The 20,670-nt window shown below is 57.6% G+C and carries 17 protein-coding genes; 9 read left to right on the top strand and 8 right to left on the bottom strand.

The features are described 5' to 3' along the window. Positions 1 to 25: 25 nt before the first annotated feature. From NKI96_RS09015 to NKI96_RS09000, 4 genes are all read left to right on the top strand, one after another. Positions 26 to 685: a response regulator transcription factor gene (locus NKI96_RS09015; protein WP_023734874.1), complete on the top strand. Its 660-nt coding sequence runs from the start codon at positions 26 to 28 to the stop codon at positions 683 to 685. Between the two features lie 293 nt (positions 686 to 978). Further along, positions 979 to 1,935 (top strand): enoyl-CoA hydratase/isomerase family protein, encoded by a 957-nt coding sequence (locus NKI96_RS09010; protein ID WP_023744391.1) that lies wholly within the window; start codon positions 979 to 981, stop codon positions 1,933 to 1,935. A gap of 66 nt (positions 1,936 to 2,001) precedes the next feature. Then, on the top strand, positions 2,002 to 3,399 hold the full coding sequence (fumC, locus tag NKI96_RS09005; protein WP_031199887.1) for a class II fumarate hydratase: 1,398 nt from the start codon (positions 2,002 to 2,004) through the stop codon (positions 3,397 to 3,399). A gap of 92 nt (positions 3,400 to 3,491) precedes the next feature. Further along, positions 3,492 to 4,295, top strand: a complete 804-nt coding sequence (locus tag NKI96_RS09000; protein WP_023734871.1) for an MIP/aquaporin family protein — start codon at positions 3,492 to 3,494, stop codon at positions 4,293 to 4,295. Positions 4,296 to 4,380: 85 nt separating this feature from the next. Here the strand turns inward: NKI96_RS09000 and NKI96_RS08995 are convergent, their stop codons facing one another. The 4 genes from NKI96_RS08995 to NKI96_RS08980 all read right to left on the bottom strand — a co-directional run bounded on the left by NKI96_RS08995 (position 4,381) and on the right by NKI96_RS08980 (position 8,975). Next, the gene (locus tag NKI96_RS08995; protein ID WP_023734870.1) at positions 4,381 to 5,961 is read right to left on the bottom strand and encodes an MFS transporter; all 1,581 of its coding nucleotides are present in this window, start codon (positions 5,959 to 5,961) and stop codon (positions 4,381 to 4,383) included. Continuing rightward, positions 5,958 to 7,034: an HlyD family secretion protein gene (locus NKI96_RS08990; RefSeq protein WP_460221877.1), complete on the bottom strand. Its 1,077-nt coding sequence runs from the start codon at positions 7,032 to 7,034 to the stop codon at positions 5,958 to 5,960. The genes NKI96_RS08995 and NKI96_RS08990 overlap by 4 nt, the downstream gene beginning before the upstream one ends. 329 nt (positions 7,035 to 7,363) lie before the next feature. Next, entirely contained in the window at positions 7,364 to 8,437 is a 1,074-nt protein-coding gene (locus NKI96_RS08985) for an MBL fold metallo-hydrolase (RefSeq protein ID WP_023734868.1), read from the bottom strand. 238 nt (positions 8,438 to 8,675) lie between these two features. Beyond that, a complete protein-coding gene (locus NKI96_RS08980) occupies positions 8,676 to 8,975 on the bottom strand; it encodes a hypothetical protein (RefSeq protein ID WP_023734867.1) in 300 nt (99 codons plus the stop codon). A 713-nt stretch (positions 8,976 to 9,688) separates the two neighbouring features. Here NKI96_RS08980 and NKI96_RS08975 point away from each other — a divergent pair. The 3 genes from NKI96_RS08975 to NKI96_RS08965 all read left to right on the top strand — a co-directional run bounded on the left by NKI96_RS08975 (position 9,689) and on the right by NKI96_RS08965 (position 13,238). Then, on the top strand, positions 9,689 to 10,345 hold the full coding sequence (locus tag NKI96_RS08975) for a VOC family protein (protein ID WP_050590574.1): 657 nt from the start codon (positions 9,689 to 9,691) through the stop codon (positions 10,343 to 10,345). Positions 10,346 to 10,754: 409 nt separating this feature from the next. Beyond that, positions 10,755 to 12,047 (top strand): epoxide hydrolase family protein, encoded by a 1,293-nt coding sequence (locus NKI96_RS08970; protein ID WP_023734865.1) that lies wholly within the window; start codon positions 10,755 to 10,757, stop codon positions 12,045 to 12,047. A 138-nt stretch (positions 12,048 to 12,185) separates the two neighbouring features. After that, the gene (locus NKI96_RS08965; RefSeq protein WP_023734864.1) at positions 12,186 to 13,238 is read left to right on the top strand and encodes an alpha/beta fold hydrolase; all 1,053 of its coding nucleotides are present in this window, start codon (positions 12,186 to 12,188) and stop codon (positions 13,236 to 13,238) included. A 27-nt stretch (positions 13,239 to 13,265) separates the two neighbouring features. Here NKI96_RS08965 and NKI96_RS08960 read toward each other — a convergent pair whose 3' ends face one another. Then, positions 13,266 to 15,029, bottom strand: a complete 1,764-nt coding sequence (locus tag NKI96_RS08960) for an MOSC and FAD-binding oxidoreductase domain-containing protein (protein ID WP_023744394.1) — start codon at positions 15,027 to 15,029, stop codon at positions 13,266 to 13,268. A gap of 468 nt (positions 15,030 to 15,497) precedes the next feature. Here NKI96_RS08960 and NKI96_RS08955 point away from each other — a divergent pair, with 468 nt between their 5' ends. Together NKI96_RS08955 and NKI96_RS08950 are read left to right on the top strand one after the other, a co-directional pair. Then, positions 15,498 to 16,223: a sensor histidine kinase gene (locus NKI96_RS08955; protein WP_023734862.1), complete on the top strand. Its 726-nt coding sequence runs from the start codon at positions 15,498 to 15,500 to the stop codon at positions 16,221 to 16,223. Between the two features lie 125 nt (positions 16,224 to 16,348). Further along, positions 16,349 to 17,398: an SLAC1 family transporter gene (locus tag NKI96_RS08950; RefSeq protein ID WP_352803812.1), complete on the top strand. Its 1,050-nt coding sequence runs from the start codon at positions 16,349 to 16,351 to the stop codon at positions 17,396 to 17,398. Between the two features lie 1,102 nt (positions 17,399 to 18,500). Here NKI96_RS08950 and NKI96_RS08945 read toward each other — a convergent pair. The 3 genes from NKI96_RS08945 to NKI96_RS08935 form a co-directional block, all read right to left on the bottom strand. Then, the gene (locus tag NKI96_RS08945; protein ID WP_023734859.1) at positions 18,501 to 18,893 is read right to left on the bottom strand and encodes a GlcG/HbpS family heme-binding protein; all 393 of its coding nucleotides are present in this window, start codon (positions 18,891 to 18,893) and stop codon (positions 18,501 to 18,503) included. Positions 18,894 to 18,940: 47 nt separating this feature from the next. Next, on the bottom strand, positions 18,941 to 19,780 hold the full coding sequence (locus tag NKI96_RS08940; RefSeq protein WP_031199880.1) for an enoyl-CoA hydratase/isomerase family protein: 840 nt from the start codon (positions 19,778 to 19,780) through the stop codon (positions 18,941 to 18,943). A 298-nt stretch (positions 19,781 to 20,078) separates the two neighbouring features. Continuing rightward, a partial coding sequence (locus tag NKI96_RS08935; protein ID WP_352803808.1) for an ATP-binding cassette domain-containing protein occupies positions 20,079 to 20,670 on the bottom strand: 592 nt, incomplete at its 5' end.

Here is a 20,670-nt window from a genome sequence, read left to right as displayed (position 1 = left end):
ATGCCGGCTTAGGAGGATAATTGCCATGTACACGGGTGTAGCGGCTGAACTAGGCAGTGTCGCGATGTCGGACGAAGCATCCGTGGTGTTCATTGTAGACGACGACATTTCGGTGCGTGAATCATTAGAGTTGCTAATCTGCTCGTCAGGTTGGCAGCCGGAGGCGTTCGGTTCAGCAAAAGAATTCCTCGATCGACCCCAGGTTGCCCTGGTTTCGAGCTGCCTCATCTTGGACGTCAATCTACCGGATCTGAGTGGGCTCGACCTGCAGAGTCTGATGGCTAACGAGCGTACCCCTATGCCCATCATCTTCATAACCGGCTACGGGGACGTACCGATGACAGTCAAGGCGATGAAGGCCGGGGCTGTCGAGTTTCTAACCAAACCATTCGACGAAGAGGAACTATTGGGTGCAATCAAGCTGGCACTCCAAAGGAGCAAGACCGCTCTCGCTCTGGACGCCGATTTGCAAGCTCTCAGGCATCGCCACGGATCGCTCAGCCGTCGCGAGCAAGAGGTTATGACGCTGGTCGTCTCTGGTCTCTTGAACAAGCAGGTCGGCTTTGAGCTTGGCATCAGCGAAATCACAGTCAAGGCACATCGTGGCCAGGCTATGCGAAAAATGCAGGCCCGCTCGCTGGCCGAGCTGGTGAACATGGCAGCCCGACTCGCCACCGCTGAGTAGTCGCTTTTCTCCGCGACTGGGTACCGATTCAAACGCCATCGCGCGGTGGGAGGCTCCATCAATCCCAAGGTATTGACGATACCATGGTGCTATCGTCTCAGCCCCGACATTCGTACATTATTGTGGTGTCTGAAGTAGATTTTATATATAAAAGGGACAGTAGAGCTTCTGTTGCTGATAAGAGGCAGTGACGGGTGAGTTGTGCGCGTGAAGTGGCTTAACTGAACCCTTGGTGTCGCGATGTGATCATGTTGTATGTGGCGGATTTTGACATTTAGCGAGGTAAATTGGCTATGATGTATTCCAAGGTCAAAAAGTCAGTATTGTTGGCCGTTGTCGCATTCCTGCAGGGGCCTCCGAACGTTTTCGGACAGGAAACAACGTTGCCCAGTGTTGCTAGCGCGCCGCTTGCAGCGACACTGAGCAAAACGACCGAAAAGATCCGCCTGACACGCAAGAGCGAGGCCTACTGGGAAGTCACTTTCAATAATCCTCCACTCAATATCATTGGCCCGTCCGAGGTCCGCGAGCTTGCAAAAATTGTTGGGCAGATCGAAGCTGATGGGAGGGTCAAGGTAGTAGTGTTTGACAGCGCGGTCCCTGGTTATTTCATCGCCCACTACGACCTGTTAGGTCCCCTCAAGGATTCCACAGGCATGGAGCCGGGGCCAACAGGTATGCATCCCGTGCCTGATGTCATGGTACGCATCAGTCGGCTGAAGGCTGCGACGATCGTTTCAATTCGTGGGCGGGCGAGTGGTATAGGCAGTGAGCTTGCGCTCGCCGCGGATATGCGGTTTGCCAGTCGAGAGAAAGCGGTTGTGTCGCAGTTTGAAGTTGGCGCCGGCTTCGTCCCTGGGGGCGGCCCTATGGCGCGGCTGCCTCGGCTGGTCGGCCGCGGCCGCGCTATCGAGATGTTGATCGGTGCCGAGGGCTTTGATGGCGAATTAGCCGAGCGCTACGGTTATGTGAATCGGGCGCTGCCCGATTCACAATTGGACAGTTTTATCGACGCCTTGGCGACGCGAATTGCGTCGTTCGACGGGCAGGCGATCGCTGACGCTAAGACCTTGATCAACCAAGCTAGCCTGCCACCGGACTCTGAGATGCAGCCGGGGTGGGATGCGTTCATCACTTCCGTACAACGGCCTGCGGCCCAGGCGCGTCTAAAGGTACTCGTCAACGAAGGACTACAGCGGCCCGGAAAGGTAGAGAGAAACCTAAACGAATATACAGCCAAGTATCGGTAGCGGTCTACGGAGACTCGAATCAACGAGCAATATCAAGGGTTGTGAAGAGGACGGACCGTGACTCGCATGCGCAAGGAGACCGACAGTCTGGGTGTGGTGAACGTCCCAGCCCGCAAGCTGTGGGGGGCTCAGACGCAGAGGTCTCTCGATCATTTTTCCATCGGGAGAGATTTGATTCCGCGGGAAATGATCACAGCTTATGCGGTGCTCAAGAAAGGCGCTGCCAACGCCAATCAGGCAGGCGGACGGCTCGATGCTCAAGTCCATCGACTGATTGTGCAGGCATGTGACGAGATATTGGCGGGGCAGCATCAGGACATGTTTCCGCTCCACGTGTGGATGACGGGCAGCGGTACTCAGTTCAACATGAACGTTAATGAGGTGATTTCCAACCGGTGCTGTCAGCTGACCGGGACCGTCCTTGGGAGTAAGACGCCAGTTCATCCAAACGACCATGTTAATATGGCGCAATCGTCAAACGATTCATTTCCTTCCGCGATGAACATCGCGACGTCAACCAACGCTAAACGGCGCCTGATTCCGGCGGTCAAGCAGCTCGAGGAAGCCATCCGGTCCAAGTCCGAGGAGTGGAACGACATCATCAAGATCGGCCGTACTCATATGCAGGATGCAACGCCGCTGACTTTGGGCCAGGAATGGTCTGGATATGCTGAAATGCTGACCGACAACCTTGATCGGCTCGAGAGTTCATTAGGCGGCGTCTATCGTCTCGCCCTCGGCGGGACGGCGGTTGGCACCGGGATCAATTCCGCACCAGGTTTCGCAGAAGCAGCCGCGGCCGAAATCGCGAGGCTGACCCAGCTCCCATTTGTAACCGCGCCCAACAAGTTTGCCGTCCAGGGCGCACACGACGCCTTGGTACAGTTTTCTGGCACGATGCGCACTCTGGCAACTTCACTTTACAAGATTGGCAACGACATTCGTCTCATGTCGTGCGGACCCCGAACAGGCTTCGCCGAACTGATAATACCGGAGAACGAGCCGGGTTCCTCCATTATGCCCGGCAAGGTGAATCCCACCCAGGCCGAAGCGCTAACCATGGCTGCCGTGCAAGTGATGGCCAATGATGTTGCAGTGGGGTTCGGCGGGGCCGGCGGATATCTTGAGATGAACGTCTACAAGCCCCTGATCATCCACAACATCACCCACTCGATCACGATCATCACCGACAGCTGCACGAACTTTCGTCGGTTCCTGATCGAGGGTACGAAGCCCAACACGAAGAAGATTGCCCGGGATGTCCGCGATTCGCTGATGCTCGTCACCGCACTCTCGCCTGTCGTTGGTTATGATAAAGCTTCGAAGATTGCGCACTATGCGATGGACAACGATCTCACGCTGAAAGCAGCTGCTCTGAAGCTGGGCCTCGTTTCCGAAGCAGTGTTCGACCGCGTGGTTAAACCAGAAAAGATGGTGAGACCGTACGTCGCAACATCCGCCTAGGTGAGCGTTAGCTCGTCCAAGCCGGCGGCCGCTGCTGCCGTCCTGGGCAAGGCGGTCATCACCTTCAACTAGCTATTCCCAGGAGGATATCCATGAGCACCCATCCTGTTGGCTTCGGCGAGGCCGCTCTCGCACTGCAGATCGGCGAGTCTCGTTTCAACGCAAACTGGAAAAGTCCCCGACATCGGTTCAGGCGCCTATTGTCAGAGTTTATCGGCACTGCAGGATTGACTTTCGTATTATCAGCCGGTGCAGCCATTCTGGTTTTGCACGGCGGGATAAAGGTTGAGCCCATCATCGCTGCGTTCATCCTGTCGGCGATTTCTGCATTGTGGCTGGTCGCGGCGATCTATTTTCTCGGCGACATTAGTTCGCACTTCAATCCTGCCATGACATTTGCGTTTGCCTTGCGCGGCGATATGGGTTGGCCGATGTGCATGGCCTACGTCATTGTGCAGTTGATTGCCGCGGCGGCGGGATCACTTCTTGCCCGTTCGTTCTTCGGTATCGAAGGCAATCTCGCGGCCACGATTCCGCAACCTGAGCAACTCATCCAAGCAGTGTTCTTCGAGGCCATCCTGACATTTGGCATGGTTTTGATGGTGATCTCGATGGCAAACGGCCCGAAGCTCAATGGCCAGTTTATCCCTATCGCCGTGGGTGCCTACGTGATGTCGCTGGGGACCCTGGGGGGCCCCTACGAAGGAGCAGCGATGAACCCTGCCCGTGCTTTCGGACCCGACCTGGCGCGAGGCGATCTGTCAACGTGGTGGGTCTACGTCGTGGGACCGGTCGTAGGCGCGATTATTGCCGCATTCGCTGCCAAGATTCTCCGAGGCCCAGCCAATGCTCAAGAGGCACAGGCGGCGATGGGAACGCCCCAGGACGAGTCCTGAGTTAGGTCGACTATGTTTCGTCATCTGTTGAGTACAGATGTTTCCCCGGCGTTTCCGACAATAGCAGCCTAGATCCTCGGTAAACTTATTCGCCCGAGGATCGACGGCCAAGAACCCTCTTGCAGACGACTAGGCAAGGCCCCGCGATCAAGAACAACAGCACAAGCGCGAAGAAGGCCTCATTGAAGGAAATGGCGATCGCCTGCCTGTCGACAGCCTGCCGCAGAAGCGATAGCGCGGCCCTACCAGAGACAACACTGTCGAGGCCCCTGCCCGCAAGTTGGCCTGCCACCGCTTTCAGACGCTCCTCGAGCGAGACATCGCCAACGGCCAAGTGGGACGCCAGGATGGTCCTGTTATAAGTAAGTTGTCGATCGAGATAAGTTTGCAGCAGAGAAGTACCGGTCAGACCACCAATCTGTTTACCAAGACCGAAAAGACCGATCCCGAATGGCAAGGCCTTGACGGGAAGCCGCATGAAGGCAGACAGCGTCAGGCTGATGAACAGGAGACCCAGCCCAAAGCCGCGCAGGAGCAGTGGAAACTCCAGATCCACAGTTCCGCTGTCGCTTGTCGAACCCGACAGGAACCACATTGACGAGGCGAAACACACGACACCGACAGGAGCCAAAGCAAGCGGATTTATTCTGCTTTTCTGTACCCCGACCCCCGCCAGCAGCAGGGTGCACCCCAAGATTACTCCACTCGGCAAAAGGAGTGTTCCAGCATCCGTAGCCGTGAAACTGAGAACGTTTAGGGCAAAGGCCGGGATGAGAAAGGCGCTGCCGGACAACGCGAATCCGGCTACCAGACTGACGACAAATGCGAAGCGAAAGTCGGGATCACCCAAAGGCGACGTGGGGAGGATCGAACGGTCCGATGCAAATCCAAGTTCCCACAGCGGCAGGAGGATGACCGCCAGCAAGCCGCTCAGGGCGAAAAGAGTGATGGGCCCGTCATCGAACCAATTGAACCTGCTGCCTTGCTGCGACACATACGTCAAAGATGCAGCGGCGATTCCAACCAGCACGACCTGGGGATAGGGGAGGCGGATCTTGTCGCGGAACGCTTGCCTCCGGTCCGCCGCCAGCATGACCAGGGCGACAATGCCCACCGGCACGTTGCTCAGGAATATCCAGTCCCATGACCGGTGGTCGACAAGCCAGCCTTGCAGGGCTGGCGTCACGGTCGTCGGGGCCATCACCGAGCCCAGGGCTAAAACAGCTTGCACTACCGGTTGCTGAGGGCTTGAGAAACGCAAGAACAGCAGCGTCTGGCCTGCCACGAGCACAGTCGCGCCGGCAAGACCCTGAACGATGCGGCAGAAGTCAATCCAGGCAATATCGGCGGAAGTGATCATTGCAGCAGACGCCAGGAGAAGCGCGACCGCGCCGGCGCGCAAACAGGGTGTAGGCTTCAGCGCTGCAACAAACAGCGGCGCGACCAAGAAGCCGGTCATTTTGGCCGCGAGAAATGCGATGTCTAAAGTCGCGAATTCGTCGCTCGTGGCATGTATGTCGCCCAGCATATCCAGGCGCCCGATAGAGAGCGCCGTGCTGGCGATCGAATCCATGACGGCGGTCAGTACAACTCCGATCAAGACCAACACGTCGCCCAGCGCTTCGGGCTTCGCCACTGAGTGTCGCGGTCCGATCTGACGGCTCATTTCGCCGCACCAGGCCGATTTCCGGCAAGCTCGCCAACCGGGTTCGAAGAGGTGGTTGCGGGATCGGTCTCTCGGCTCACCCGGACAGCAATGCGGGCTGAAAGTCCGGGAAGCAGCCGGCCTGGCAACGGATTGTGTGTAAGTCTTATCTTGACTGGAACGCGCTGAACGACGCGGATGAAGTTACCAGTCGCATTGTCCGGTGGCAGCACGCTGAAGGCAGCCCCGCTACCCGGGGCAAAGCTGTCAACGACACCATCAATCTGAACACCAGGGTACTCGTCAATCATCACCCGAACTGATTGCCCGATTTCCATTCGATTTAGCTGGGTTTCCTTGAAATTGGCCACGACCCACACATCTTGTACCGGAACGATGTCCATACCCGGGGTGCCGGGAGTGACGTACCGCCCGACGCGAACTTGCCGGTTGCCTACGACACCGTCGATTGGCGACTGTATGAGGGTATTGGCAAGATCCATCCTGGCCAGGCTGACTGACGCTTTCGCCTGAGCCATCGCTGCTTGGGCGCCGGCGAGTTGGGCACTTAGCACGCCAAGCTTGAGCCTCTGCGCCAGAGTATTGGCCGCCGCGGCTTTATCCGCAGCCTCGGCTTTTGTGAACCCGGTCTGTGCATCCTGGAGTTTTTGTTCGCTGGCTGTTCCGCTCTTCTGGAGAGCGGTGTAGCGGTCAAGATTGGCTCTTGCAAACAGCAGATCCGCTGAGACCGACCGCTCCTGTGCCGCCGCTTGTTCTATCAAGGCATCTTGCAGATTCTGCGTTGCTCCAATGTTTGCGATATCGGCTTGTCGCGTGGACAGGGTGGCAATGGCTTGGTCGAGTTTCGCCCGGTAGTCACTATCGTCGATGCGAAACAGCAAACTCCCCTTGCGAACGTTGGCGTTGTCTCCAACCGGGACTTCCACCACATAGCCGGAGAGCTTGGGCGCGATGCTCGTTATATCGCCGCGCAGATAAGCGTTGTCCGTGGTCTCCTCGAAACGGCCGTGAAAATACCATTGCCAGGCCCAGGCTCCCGAGAGCGAAATCGTTACAGTCGCCACCACCACGATAGCTACCTTCCGAGCCTGACCTATTGGTGCTCGCGTTGATGCAGACGAAGCCACAGAACCGATTGCGGGAGATGCCGCTGGTTGCGATTGGTCATCACTCTCAAACGGCGGTTGCGCGGGTCCTTCAAAGCCTTCAGCTCGGAGCATTTCAACGATCCAATCTCCAACATGTGGCTAGTCAACTTGCGAGTTGGCTCGGTGTGGCCGGATCGCGGATCAGTCGCCGTATTGGCTGCTAGTCCGGCAAACCCATTGAACGCCCCCGCACCGCCCCTCGACGAGATCGCCCAGAGGGACAACCCAGTCTGAAACCCTCGGATTGTAGGCCTTCAATCGATACGAAGGCTCTGCTCCATCGCGTAGCACTGGTCCCAGATGAACACGTCATACCCGGCCAGTCGGGACTGCCACTTGGGCGTGACCGCATTGACGCATTGCACGACGACGCGGTCGATATAATTGTCATAGACAGCCCAGAGGTTGGCCGTGTCTTCTGCTTCCATTTCTTCGCCGGGCGGCGTTGACTTCAGCGCAGCAGCTGCGGCGGCCTTCAGGTCATTCATGAATTCGAGCTGAGTACGGACGTCGGAATGCGTGCCTACGCGATTGACATGACCCCCAACAAGCGTTTCGAACGGCAATGTATCGATATAGGCCACTTGGTCGAAGTAGCCGGGGATGTCCTTGGCAAGTGCGAAGCGACGCCAAGGCATCCAGCCAGGAAAGATCACGTCCACCACCATCAGGACCTTCTGTTCTGGAGCATAGATGAAGATGTTGCCCGGCTCATGTGGACTGCTGCCGGGATAGGTCAGTTCAAGAACCTGACTACCGACGTTCAAGGTGTAATGGTCCTTGAATGTGACGCTCGGTAGGGGGCGCCTGGGATCTTTGGCCCGATCGAGCAGCCTCAAGGTTTCTTCCTGGGCGATGATAATTGGACGGCCGCCGAGGTCGTTCGCGCCGCCAATATGATCCACGTGCGCATGGCTGTAGACGAGATATGTGATAGGCCGATCCGTCACCTCAGCGATTGCCTGGCGTATGTGAGCCGAGTACCCCGGAGGGGCGTCGATCACAACCACACCTTTTTCATACACCAGGAACATCGACTGGTACCCGTTGTCGGTGACCATGTAGAGGCCGCGACCCAGCTTTTGGCTCCGGTATCCCTTCTTCCAGTCGATGGCGGGGGTTACGTCCTCCTTGGGAATCGGAAGGTACTGATCGACGCGCGCGCCTATCGGCGCCAACGACGGCATACTCTGGTAAGGGGCACCAGCCTGTCCGGGCAACGTGTCCGCGCGGGCACCGCCGATTGGCGCCAAGCCGAAGCCAATAGTGAGAATAAGACAACCGGCGCTTGCTGCTGCCCTCGAGATAGCGAAGCGGTATAGAAGCATAACAATCTCCTATCATCGAATAGTATTTAACATTGACGGTTTGTCGATAAATCTGAACATCATTTGATGATCGTAGATAGCGCCAATAACCTGGCGTTAAAGTAACGCCCTGACTGCGATTCTTAGAATGCACACCTCATGACCCGGCAATCACCCGAACCGATAGCGATAGACCGAATCACCTGGCACCTCGAACAATACTGACGGATAGGTGATCCCCTGTTCGATCGGAACAGCTTCAATGCCCCTGGCCAAGAGCATTCAGATCAGCACAGAATTCTGCGTAAGGTTTGGTCATCCCCGCGTCCTGACATTCTCTTATCATCGCCTTGCGCTTGCCCATTGGGAGGGTTCCAAGGGCTGCCCTAAACCTGCTCCTCATAACCGGATCCGTATGGGTCTGCCTCTTAATGGAACTGGTATGGCTAAACGACAGCTGGTTGATCGGGTCGATGACATCAAGTGCGCCGGCAAACGCGCTTCCCCCGATTACTGAGAGTGCAAATGCGGTGACGAGACATTTAGCTCTAACGTCCATGACGTATTCCTTTTCCTCACTGAGCAACCGCCGAGCTGACAATCGCCACGATAAACTACCGATACTTCTCCCGACCACGCTATAACGGGACGAATTGAAGTGTACCTGTAGACCGTCGCGAATCTATTGTTCGATGGTATCGCCGATACTTTGGCATTGTTCGTCGAGAAATGCTGACCTGAAGTGCGTCTGTCGGACGCCAAGGAAGGAATTCGGTGCGATCGGGGCTTGTTGCTCAGCTCTCCGATGGCTTCCCGCCGTGTGCAGGTAGTCCTTGGCGCGATGCCAAATGCTCCACCTGATACCAAAGCGTCATGGATCCCATACTTTAAGCGGCCCACAATTTCGGTTTGCACGATAATTGCATTCAGTAGGTGGCGCACGTGTCCGGAGATAGGTCCTTGATTTTCCATCGGGAGCAAATGAGGCCGAAGCTTATGCCAAGGAGATCATTGTTGCCTGCAGAGCGCGAGTTCCTGGCGGCGTTGGCGACGGTGGGGATCGTCGGCGCCCCTCCCGGAACGCTGAAGGCGTGGATCCAAGACGATTCTCAGCGAGCGGGCGAGGGCCGTGGCGAGGTGGCTGCTCGATCCAGTCATTGTGTACAGTGGAACGCCAACCACCGATACCATCGGGTAATTGATGGGGTCGCGTTGCTCTGCTCTCGTGTTGGCACTGGGGGGAGTGTTGCCGCCGAACCGATGGAGCTTGATATGAGCGATGATGTAGAGCGCACCGATGCAGTCAAGAAGCGCCAGGAATTGCCGGCGGTCGATATGAAGCTTGAGGTCGTTGTCATTCCTGTTTCGGATGTCGACCGGGCTAAGCGGTTTTACGGCGACCTGGGTTGGAGGCTCGATGCCGACATTGCCGTCGGTGACGCATTTCGGGTTGTCCAGTTCACGCCTCCCGGCTCGCCAAGTTCGATCCACTTCGGTATCGGCCTCACGTCCGCCGTGCCCGGTTCCGTACAGGGGCTCTATCTCGTCGTCTCCGATATCGAAGCGGCGCACGCCGAACTCGCGGCTCGCGGGGTCGATGCGAGCGAAGTGTCATATCGTACAGGGCCTGGACAGCCGACGATCAAAGGGAGGGATCCTGAGCGGCGAACCTACAACTCCTTTACTTCGTTCAAGGATCCCGACGGCAATGGGTGGCTGTTACAGGAAATCACCACAAGACTCCCGGGACGCGTCGATGGCGACACGACGTTTGCCTCGCCAGCCAAGCTTGCAGCTGCGCTCCGACGCGCGGCAGAAGCCCATGGGGAGCATGAGAAGCGGAGGGGCGGACAGAGGGACGACAGCTGGCCCGATTGGTACGCCGAGTACATTGTAGCGGAGCAGACCGGCAAACCGCTGCCGGCCTGAGTGCTGCCATACTCGTACACGCCGGCGCAAGAAGGATAACGCCCACGGTGCATCGGACGAGTTTGTGTTGTGGGAATCGTCGAAGTTCGTGGGTATCAGGGTAGTAATTAGTGCGGTGCGCGGCGTTGTTCGAGCAGGTGAAGCACAACGCAAAATTCGTCGACAAGCACACCCAGCCCGAGGATTGTTCGACAACGGCTTGACGGCCATTGGAGGATTTCGGCCGATGTCCAGCAGGTGCGCTTTCTAACCACGCAGTACCTGACGATTCTGGATGACGTGACAGCGCGTATTTGGCGCTTGATCCAACCAGCGAAAGTATCGCCGATACCATCGTTCTATAGATTTTTGCACCTTGGATAAAGACCTTGTAATTATTGTGTGGATAGACGTGAACCAGGAGGATTTAATGTCAGCGACGTCGTTATCACCAACTCGTCGCGATGTCGTTGTTGCGGTCGCTGCGGTTGGAGCTGTCAATCTGGCGCCAAGAGTGTTGCGGGCAGCTGCTAGCGAAGAATCCATCCGTCCGTTCAATATCCACGTTCCGACATGGGCGCTTGCAGATCTTCGCAGGCGTATCAAAGCCGTAAGGTGGCCGGAACGGGAGACCGTCGATGATCGTTCGCAGGGCGTCCAACTGGCGAAGCTTCAGGCGCTCGTTGAGTATTGGGGCAGCCGTTATGACTGGCGCAGGGTGGAGGCAAAACTGAACAAGTTGCCGCAATTCATCACCAGCGTGGACGGAGTGGATATCCAATTTGCGCACATTCGCTCACAGCATGACGGGGCACTACCCCTGCTTATGACGCACGGCTGGCCTGGCTCGATTATAGAGCTCTTGAAGGTCATCGGTCCGCTGACTAATCCTACTGCGCACGGGGGGAGGATCGAAGATGCTTTTCACCTCGTTCTTCCAACCATGCCGGGGTACGGCTTCTCGGGTAAGCCAACTGCCACTGGTTGGGCTCCGGCGCGGACGGCTGCCGCGTTTCATGAGTTGATGCTCCGGCTGGAATACACCGAGTACGTGTCGCAGGGAGGCGATTGGGGTGCGATTGTCTCGCAGTTGTTGGCTGTTCAGGCTCCGAAAGGTCTTCTCGGCATTCACGTTAATATGCCAAGTACTGTACCGCCGGGCATTCTTCGGCATCTCCGCAATTTCGACCCGGCGCCGGCCGAATTATCGGATCGGGAGAAGAACGCCTACGATCGGCTGCTGCACTTCTATCGCGATGGCTTTGGCTACGCGGCGATAATGAATCAGAGCCCCCAAACCATCGGCTATGCCCTCTCCGATTCTCCCGTCGCAATGGCAGCTTACTTTTACGACAAGTTCTCTGAGTGGACGGATAGCGACGGAGAGCCAGAACGGATCTTCACCCACAACGAGATGCTGGATGCCATCTCTTTCTATTGGTTTACCAACTCGGGAGCTTCATCATCGCGAACGTATTGGGAAAGCTCGCAAGCAGGCGGTGGCCCGTTTGACGCGTTTGACATCCCAAAGGTCCCTGTGGCGGTCACCGTGTATCCGGCCGAGATCTACCGCGCACCACGGAGTTGGGGCGAGAGAAGCTTCCGCAACCTCATTTATTGGAATGAAGTGGACAGAGGGGGCCATTTCGCGGCGTGGGAGCAGCCTTACGTCTTCACTGCCGAGCTCAGAGAGGCGTTCAGATCGTTACGCCGATCAATCTGAGGCGAAAGAGGCGATCCTCCCCCCATCGCCTTCGCCCAGTAGCGGGGGGGGGTCCCCCCTCCCCCCGGCCGCGCGTTTGAGTTGCAGGGGGCAAGAAGACACGGATCATTTCCCTGAAGGAGGCTAACAATGAATGACGTGCCCCAACAAATTGACCACAATCGCCGTCGCCTACTCGGGACGGCTGTTGCGGCTATGACTGCGTTAGAGCTCGGGACAGGTAGTCCCGCCGCGGCGAGATCCTCTGTCGATCACACAAGCAAGGGTCTCGCGACCAAAGCGACACAACAGTTGCTGGATTCTTTGAGGCAGATCGACGCCGGAATGCTTAACATGGGATACGCGGATATGGGATCGCGAACCGGCGCGCCGGTGGTCCTCCTCCATGGCTGGCCATACGACATCCAGACTTATGCCGGTGTGGCGCCTTTGTTGGCTGCCGAGGGGTATCGCGTGATCGTTCCGTATCTGCGCGGATACGGCACAACGCGGTTCCTTTCGGACAGTACGATGCGCAACGGTCAGCAGTCGGCAGTTGCCCTGGACGTCGTTGCACTGATGGATGCGCTCGGTATTGAACGGGCAACTATTGCCGGCTGTGACTGGGGCGCCCGAACGGCAAATATAATGGCAGCCCTATGGCCGGAACGGTGCAAGGCTATGGTCTCGGTGAGCGGCTATCTGATCGGCAGTCAACAGGCCGGGAGGCAGCCGTTGCCACCGAGCGCGGAATTGCAATGGTGGTATCAGTACTACTTTGCGACCGATCGCGGGCAGGCTGGCTATCGGAAATTTACCCGCGATTTCGCAAAGCTGATCTGGCGTCTCGCCTCGCCGCGATGGGATTTCGACGATGCGACTTTCGACCGTAGCGCGGTCGCCTTTGACAATCCCGATCATGTGGCGATTGTGATACATAATTACCGTTGGCGTCTAGGCCTCGCCGAGGGCGAACCTCAATATGATAACCTGGAGAAGCGGCTTGCGCAGGCGCCCGTCATCACCGTTCCTACAATCACGCTGGAGGGCGACGCTAATGGCGCGCCTCACCCTGAAGCCAGCGCCTACGCGAAGATGTTCTCAGGAAGGTACTCTCACCGCCTGATCACGGGCGGCGTAGGGCACAATTTACCGCAGGAAGCGCCGCGGGCTTTCGCCGATGCAGTAATCCAGGTCAGTGCGGGCACATGACGGTCCGACAAGTCCTGTCTGACTACCTTAGAGATCAAGGACGACGTCCCCAGTAGGCTGGGAACAGCAGATCAAGGTGGTGCTGCTTGTCGGCGGCTCAATTGGATCAGGCTGAAAAGCGACTGTTCCAGCCACGAGCCCGGTCTGACAAATGTGACAAACCCCCGTGCGGCACGACCATCGCGTGGGGACGTCGCACGCTTCAGCAAGTTCAAGCAGACTCTTGAATCCTGACCCCCAATGGACGCTCAAGCCACTGCGTGCGAACGAAACTAGAGGGCCCGTGCCGGCGGATTCCGCAGGTGGATGGGGCGGCCGCCCTGGGGATGTAGTAATACCTGGTGTACTCGAAGGACGCGGGCCGAACAGCTCCGTATGGATTGCATCTGCGGCGACACCCCAGTCTGCAAGCGCTGCGCCGAGGTCGCCCATAAACGCAGATGGCCCGCAGAGATAGAAGGTGCCATGGCGCGGAACATCGAGTTGTTGAAGCACCTCGATGTTCAAGTGTCCGGCGGAATCAAAATCCAAACCTTGCCTGTCCTCGCGATCAGGCGCGCTGTAGCTTACATGGCTGTGGCTGCGGGGCAGGTCTTTCAGCAAGTCTCGAACCTCTTGGGCAAAAGCATGTTCGTGGCCACATCGAGCTCCGTGGAGCCACCAGACTTCCCTTGTCGAACCCGTTGCCGCCAACGCATGGAGCATCGCAATCACGGGCGTCGAACCCACCCCGGCACTTAGAAGCACGATTGGACCGTTGCCTGGGCGTAGAGTGAAGCTGCCGCGTGGTGCGCTGATCTCCAGCACGTCTCCGACTTCAACCCGGTCATCAATGTAGGCACTCGCCACACCTTGTATTTCCCGCTTTACGCTTATTCGGTAGTAGGGCTCACCGGGTTCACCCGACAAAGAATAACTGCGCATAATGGCCGGGGCGTCGGGCGTCATTTGCAGGCGCAGTACGACAAACTGCCCAGGAAGCGCCGCTGCGAGGCGAGGTCCATCAACGGGCTCTAAGACCAGTGACATCACACTGATGCTCTCGCGGATCTTGTGCATCACGCGCAGCGGGCGAAATCCCGTCCACGCAGGAGGTGATTCCGACATGGGATCAAGCCCGGCATTGCGTCTCGTGGCATCACGGTCCTTGCTTTGTGCGAGCAATGCCCGGAAGGATCCCTGCCAGCCTTCGCTTAGCGCGGGGATGCGCAATGCTCGCTCGATTTGGCTGCGAGGGTGACTGGGCAAATATAGCAAGGCATTGACCTCCGACACGGTCATTTGCTCAGGGCCGCTCGCGACCTGGACGATCTCGTCTCCAGCCTCGACCTGGCCTTCTTCCAGGACGCGCAGATAGAAGCCGGGCCTGGCTCGCGCAACCAGCAGCGCAGCCATACGCGGCTCATTCATGCGAATACCGATCCGGTAGCAAGTGACGCGCGGTTGGGTCACTTCGAACAAGGCGCTCCCAATCCGGTAGCGATCGCCAATGCACACATCATGGTCCGGCAGGCCATCGACTGTGAAGTTCTCGCCAAACTGTCCGTAGGAAAAATTATTGCGGCCCAGCTCGCGTTGCCAATACTGATAGGATTCGGATTGGTAGACCAAAACGGCCCGCTGTTCGCCGCCGTGCCCCACCATGTCTCCCTGCTTGTCGCCATCGACGTTGAGCCGTCGTACCTGGCGTGGGCCCTGAACGGATGTTTTCCAGACTGCAGTATCAACTGTCCTTCCGCTCCAAGGAACGCCACGCGGCAAACCCACATTGACCGACAGCAAGCGAGCCATCCCTGCGTCCTTTCTGCCAGCCACCACCAGCCAGTTGCGCTCGGGTAAGCCCTGATCGGGGGATACTTAGCGTCAGCGCCCACCAATGGAAACTAGCACGTCGGGCCACCGAATCGATCGACACCAAAGTATCGGGAATACCATCGTTCAATATATCCGGACTTTGACCGCTGTCAGTAATCTATTAGTTGAACGCTTTTGATTGGCATATGTACAGGTATCGAGATCGGACGACGCAAGGGACTGTCATCTCGAGTTCTCAACCGGTTCCATCAATCCTCCACTGACGTAACGATGTCATCATCTGTCTGGCTGCTGGCGCGGGATTGTATGCGGGAGCTGTGTGAAACAAACGGCGAGGAGAGCGCTCCTGGGATTCAGTTGGTTTGTCCTCGATCACGATACGCAGTGATTATGCTTGGTTTCTGAACGTAAGCGAATGTTGAATCGAACAAGCGGAGAAGTCGGATGTCGAGCCTGCAAGTAGATAATAGTATATTTGAAGGGCATCGGAACATTCCGCAAGGGCGCCTGGCCCTGCAGATGTCCACCGCCGGCGTCGTCCATGACCTCGGTAATCTCATTCAAGTCGCGTCATCCGCGTTAAACCACCTGGGCAGAGACCCTAACATCGCAACGGCTCCAGGCGCAGGGATGGTGATTGCTGGCGCCAAGACCGCTCTCGAAAAGGCGGGTTGTCTCGTCAGGCAGACCATTAGGACAGCTAGAGAGATTGAAGAGGTAGTATCCCATGCGAATGTGGGCATCTGCTTGGCCGACGTCGAAGCTCTTGTACGTAGCGCGTGGGATGAAAACCTCCGTGTGGAGGTTTGCATCGACCCCGACCTTCCTTTGGTAAGGTGCGATCGAGCCGGGCTGCAAAATGCCGTCCTGAATCTTCTGCTCAATGCGCGCGATGCGATGCCCGACGGCGGCTTGATATCAGTTCACGCCATGGTGTCGGGAAATCCCAGGGAGGTGAATGTTCGGGTTGAAGACCGAGGAATTGGGATGACGAGCGAGACGATGGTGCGAGCATTTGATCTCTTCTTCACGACCAAAGGCGAGGGGTTGGGTGGAGTTGGATTGCCGATGGTCAAACGTTTCGTTGAAGATTCGGGTGGAAGCATCGATCTAGCAAGCATCCTCGGGTCAGGCACAGTCGTGACGCTGAAATTGCCGGCGATGCGTTAGCGACCTAAGGCGTAGGGTGTGCATTCAACTGCCCATGTCCTTTGATTGGATGGCTCTGCGATTTTGGGGCAGGCTCGTGAGGATGCAATATTAAAGAGTGGTTCGAATCGGAAGGCGTTGCGAAAGTGACTGGACCGCATTCCAAGGGAAAGGTGGCGCTAGAGCACCAGGCCTTGATTCATCTCCCGACGGAGCGATCTCCAATAGCTCGGTTTCCCGCCTCGCTTTTTTCTATCGGCCTCGGGACAAGTTCGTTCTCCATAATGTGGCAGGTCGCGCATCAACTGTGGGCGGTCCCCAAAGGAATTGCTGTGGCGTCCGTGGTATTGGCCATGTGCATATGGACAGCTCTTTTGACGCTTTACGCTTTGAAGTTGTGGTTGGCCCCATTGGCCGTACGAGCTGAGCTCGCGGATCCTGTTCAGAGTTGCTTCCCTGGTCTGGTGGGTGTCGGGATGATGCTAACTGCGGTAAGCGTGTTGCCGTTCGACGCGACGGTAGCCACCATTCTGATATGCATCGGTGGAGTGCTCGCGATTGGATTTGGGTTTTGGCACTCGCAAAAGATCTGGAAACACGCAATTGCTCTATCGGACGCGACACCCGCCTTATATCTGCCTGTAGCCGCAGCGTCGTTCGTCCTTAGCATTGGCCTGTCGGCATTTGGGCAATTTGAGTGGGCCCAACTGGCTTTAGGCGCTGGGCTCTTCTCGTGGCTTACAATCGATTCCGTCTTGTTCCGTCGTCTCTATTTTGGCGAACCGCTCGGACATCACATTAGGCCGACCCTTGGCGTACAGCTCGCCCCTCCAGCGGTTTGTTCGCTAGCTTATGTCAACTCGTCGGCTATATCCGGAGATGTCTTTGTTCACTGTCTCATCGGTTACGCAATCCTGCAGGCCATTCTTCTTGCCGGCTTGCTTCCACGGATCATGGACCGCTTTTCCGCCGGTCTATGGAGCGTCAGCTTCGGCGCCACGGCGTTGGCGACAACGATTGAAAAATTGGCCGTTCGTGGCGACGCTGGTTTGGCTGGCATTCTGGCTGTTCCCATTTTTACGGCCGCAAACCTGCTGATTATATGGCTGGTTGTTAGGACAATAATTTTAGCCATGACAGGCTCATTATTGCCGTCACTTCCGGACGGGCAAGTACAGCATCCTGCATCTCGCTGAAGGGAGGCTACTTCCAGCGAAAAGCAGTTCCAGCAGGATGTGCAGCCTTGATCGCCGTGATCTTCCGGGAGCCAAGGACCAGGGGCACCCGGCTGCCAACCTTCGCCGAGAGATGGTCGCGCTGCACGATCCGGTCGGCCGCCGCGAGGCGCGCAAGCGGGCGTCTGGTATGTTGCAACATGTACCAGACTTCCGACGCTGATCCCGCGTCGACAGCTATATGCACCAGATAGCAGGCGATATATGCGTCAGCGCGTTATGATACCCATTGCGCTTGTGAAGTTGTCTTTGCTTGTCCCTGATGAGCGAGCCGTTATGCTCGACGCACGATCCAGGCGCAAATCCTCGATCTGCTGAGCTACCGGAGCGATGGCGAGATGCTCGAGCCTCTGCCGATGCTAGTTCATTGAAACGAGCGGCGTCAGCCTGACCTCTTGAACTGAGGACAGTCCGGCGTTGCCGCCGTCCGAGCTAATTCTCCGTAGAACTTCGAAGGCGACTTGGTGAACTCGGCAACGAAAATGCTTTTTGGTTGCAGCAGAATGCCTGCGCCGAGCAACAAGCTCAACAAAACCGCTATTTATCGCCGCAGCCTGAGCCAGCGTCGTGATTGCCTCGACTTATAGCAACTCGGTCTGCTAGCCACCCAACGGCGGAGCGGAAAAGGCGTCCGCAGCCCGCCTTGTTCTACGCCTTTGTAAGCTGGGCCGCGTCGTCGAAAACGCCATGTTCCCGGCAATCATCATATTCAAAAAGGCATATGTAGTGGACGGCCCGCCGGTCGATAACAATCGTGCCCCGGGGATGTTTCTCAAAGCAAGGTTCAGCAAATCTTCCGCAGCAGATCTGGCGAGCAACCCATGAACTCGCCGTCGTACGTGTCCGAGAGACGCTGTGTACCTCGGTCAAAGTGCATGGCCTGGTGCGCTTGTCGATCATGACGTTAGCCACAAGACCGCTCCGACCAATATTTTGTGACAGGACGCAGGACCGCTATGGAAATCTCGGCTACTGCTCTCCCCCCACACCGATGTTCGGTTGGGCTCCAAGGTGATCCCGTCGCCCCTAGCCGAGGGTTCTGGCGAATTTGGCCGAAGCGCAGTTAGCGGACACTAGCTTCCACAATCCAAACATCCTCTTCTGCAGTGCCGCCGCTAACGCCGACACCTGCATACACATTTCCATGCTCGTCGAGCAGCGGAACACCTCCACCCATAGGGCAAAAGCGCCCCCCGCCGACTGTGGGCAACGCGTATAGCGATTGGCCCGGCTGTACGAGCGGCAGGATGTCCGCCGTGCGAAGGCGTACCAGTGCCGAAGTATACGCCTTGCGCTCGGAAATCTCGAGCGCGAAGACAGGCGCGCCGTTCATCCGGTGTTGGAGAACCAGATTGCCGTGAACATCGATAATACATACGGCGACAGGGACGTTGACCTTTGTCGCTTCTGCCTCCACACGTTCGGCAACCGACTTCGCTTTCGTGAGCAGATCCATGGAATGATCCTTATCGTTGAGGGGACGCCGTCGCCATCGACTGCGGTCTATCGCTGAGGCAGCTCGCCCAGGTGAAAAGCCAGCCGATTCTCGACATCTCCCGGCGACTGGAAGCCCTTGGCGGTCAGCGACTTGATGCCTTCCTGAGCGGCGGGTCGGCTTAGCGAAGCTATGCAGGCTTCCCATCCTGCGCCCAGCTCTACATCCGACGGAAGACTGGTATTGACCAAACGCTTGGTTTGCCCGATGGCCCATTTGTCGAACCTCGAAATCCGAGTGGCGAGCGCATCAACGTACGCGTCGAGCTCTGCGTCCGGCAGGGCTTTGTTCACGTAGCCATACGCCTCAGCCTGTTCTCCACGGATGTCCTCGGAGGTCAACAGAACCTCCATGGCGCGATTGCGACCGATCAGGTGAGGCAGGCGAGCCATCGGTCCGCCGCCGGCGACCATACCCACGCCAACCTCCCACTGTGAAATGATGGCCTTTTCCTTACTGGCGAAAGCCATATCGCAGGAAAGGGTGATTTCGCTCCCGTTGCCCGTAGCGCGGCCCCGGATGAGGGCGATCGAGGCCACCGGCGCGCGCGTCAGCCGCACAAGAAAATCCGGCCAGGGCGGCAGGCCCGTCGGTCCCGGCGGCAGCGCGAGCATATCCTCGATCCGCGCCTTGAAGTCTGAATGGTTGAGGAAGTATCCCTCGACGCTACTGTCGAACACCACCACCCGAAGATCTTCGTCAGCCTCAATGGCGTCAATCAGATGGGTGAACTCTTTCACCATCTGTGGACCCATGACGTTGAGCGGGGCATTGTCGAATGTGACTCGCCAATAGGTGGGCGTCCGGCGTGTCAGGCGAATCTGCGGGGTGGTTGTCGTGGTGTCCACTGGAAGCTCCTTGGATGTTTACCTGCTCGGTGCCTCGAAGATGATGCATTGGGTGCTGGCCCGCGATTGGACGAACGTGTCGCCAAGACCATGGTGTCGGTCTGGCAGGGCGGGCCCATCGCTCGGTGATCAAACGGGCACGACCCTCAATCGCGCTGCGAACCTCTGATCTGCAGGTCCCCTGCAGGATAAGCGCTGCATCAAGTGAACTGCGTAGTCATCGCGCAAAATATGGACGTGAGGGACGCTGTCCAACCGGACAGGCGATGGTACCACCCGATGCGATCTGAATATCGATCTATTGCTCGCGGCGGACGGCAGCCGGCTCCGGATCAATGGCGCCGGCCCTGACACGAACAGGTTTCAGCGGCTTGGCACCGGTGTCGTTGACGATTGTCAGGCCACGCGGAAAGAACCGGTTGTGATGCTGGCCGCGCCCGATATTGATGATCGCGGCTCCCTTCAGATGCTTTTCCAGCATCGTCAGCACGCGCCTCAGCGAGGGTCCGTCGAACGCATCCATCGCTTCGTCGATGATCACCCACTTCGGCTGCCGCAACGCGAGCCTGGTCACGCCCAGCAGGCGCTGTTCGTCATCGGCCAACTCATGGTCCCAGCGTCCCACGCGGTCGAGTGACGATGACAGCCGTTCAAGACCAACCTCGGTCAGCACGGCCGAAATGTCGGCATCGCTGGCGGGCGCATGCCCATTCGCGTGATTGAGCACCTCTCGCAACGTGCCGGCCGGCAAATACGGAACACGCGGCACGAAGATGAGAGTTTCTCCAGCCGGCAGGCCGATTTTCCCGCTGCCCCAGGGCCAAAGGCCGGCAATGGCGCGGAAGAACAATGTCTTGCCGGCGCCTGGGTCGCCGGTGATCATGACGCGC

It is taken from the genome of Mesorhizobium sp. M0292, from assembly GCF_040321695.1.
Classification (GTDB): Bacteria; Pseudomonadota; Alphaproteobacteria; order Rhizobiales; family Rhizobiaceae; genus Mesorhizobium.
The sequence above is the reverse complement of the archived record's forward strand: the minus strand, read 5'-3'. Positions and strand labels throughout refer to the sequence as shown.

Coding starts and splice junctions, on each gene's coding strand:
- NKI96_RS08975 (WP_050590574.1), top strand. CDS start 9,689: ATGAGCGATGATGTAGAGCGCACCGATGCAGTCAAGAAGCGCCAGGAA.
- NKI96_RS08945 (WP_023734859.1), bottom strand. CDS start 18,893: ATGGATCTGCTCACGAAAGCGAAGTCGGTTGCCGAACGTGTGGAGGCA.
- NKI96_RS08985 (WP_023734868.1), bottom strand. CDS start 8,437: ATGCTTCTATACCGCTTCGCTATCTCGAGGGCAGCAGCAAGCGCCGGT.
- fumC (WP_031199887.1), top strand. CDS start 2,002: ATGCGCAAGGAGACCGACAGTCTGGGTGTGGTGAACGTCCCAGCCCGC.
- NKI96_RS08955 (WP_023734862.1), top strand. CDS start 15,498: ATGTCGAGCCTGCAAGTAGATAATAGTATATTTGAAGGGCATCGGAAC.
- NKI96_RS08970 (WP_023734865.1), top strand. CDS start 10,755: ATGTCAGCGACGTCGTTATCACCAACTCGTCGCGATGTCGTTGTTGCG.
- NKI96_RS08995 (WP_023734870.1), bottom strand. CDS start 5,961: ATGAGCCGTCAGATCGGACCGCGACACTCAGTGGCGAAGCCCGAAGCG.
- NKI96_RS08960 (WP_023744394.1), bottom strand. CDS start 15,029: ATGGCTCGCTTGCTGTCGGTCAATGTGGGTTTGCCGCGTGGCGTTCCT.
- NKI96_RS09010 (WP_023744391.1), top strand. CDS start 979: ATGATGTATTCCAAGGTCAAAAAGTCAGTATTGTTGGCCGTTGTCGCA.
- NKI96_RS09000 (WP_023734871.1), top strand. CDS start 3,492: ATGAGCACCCATCCTGTTGGCTTCGGCGAGGCCGCTCTCGCACTGCAG.
- NKI96_RS08980 (WP_023734867.1), bottom strand. CDS start 8,975: ATGGACGTTAGAGCTAAATGTCTCGTCACCGCATTTGCACTCTCAGTA.
- NKI96_RS09015 (WP_023734874.1), top strand. CDS start 26: ATGTACACGGGTGTAGCGGCTGAACTAGGCAGTGTCGCGATGTCGGAC.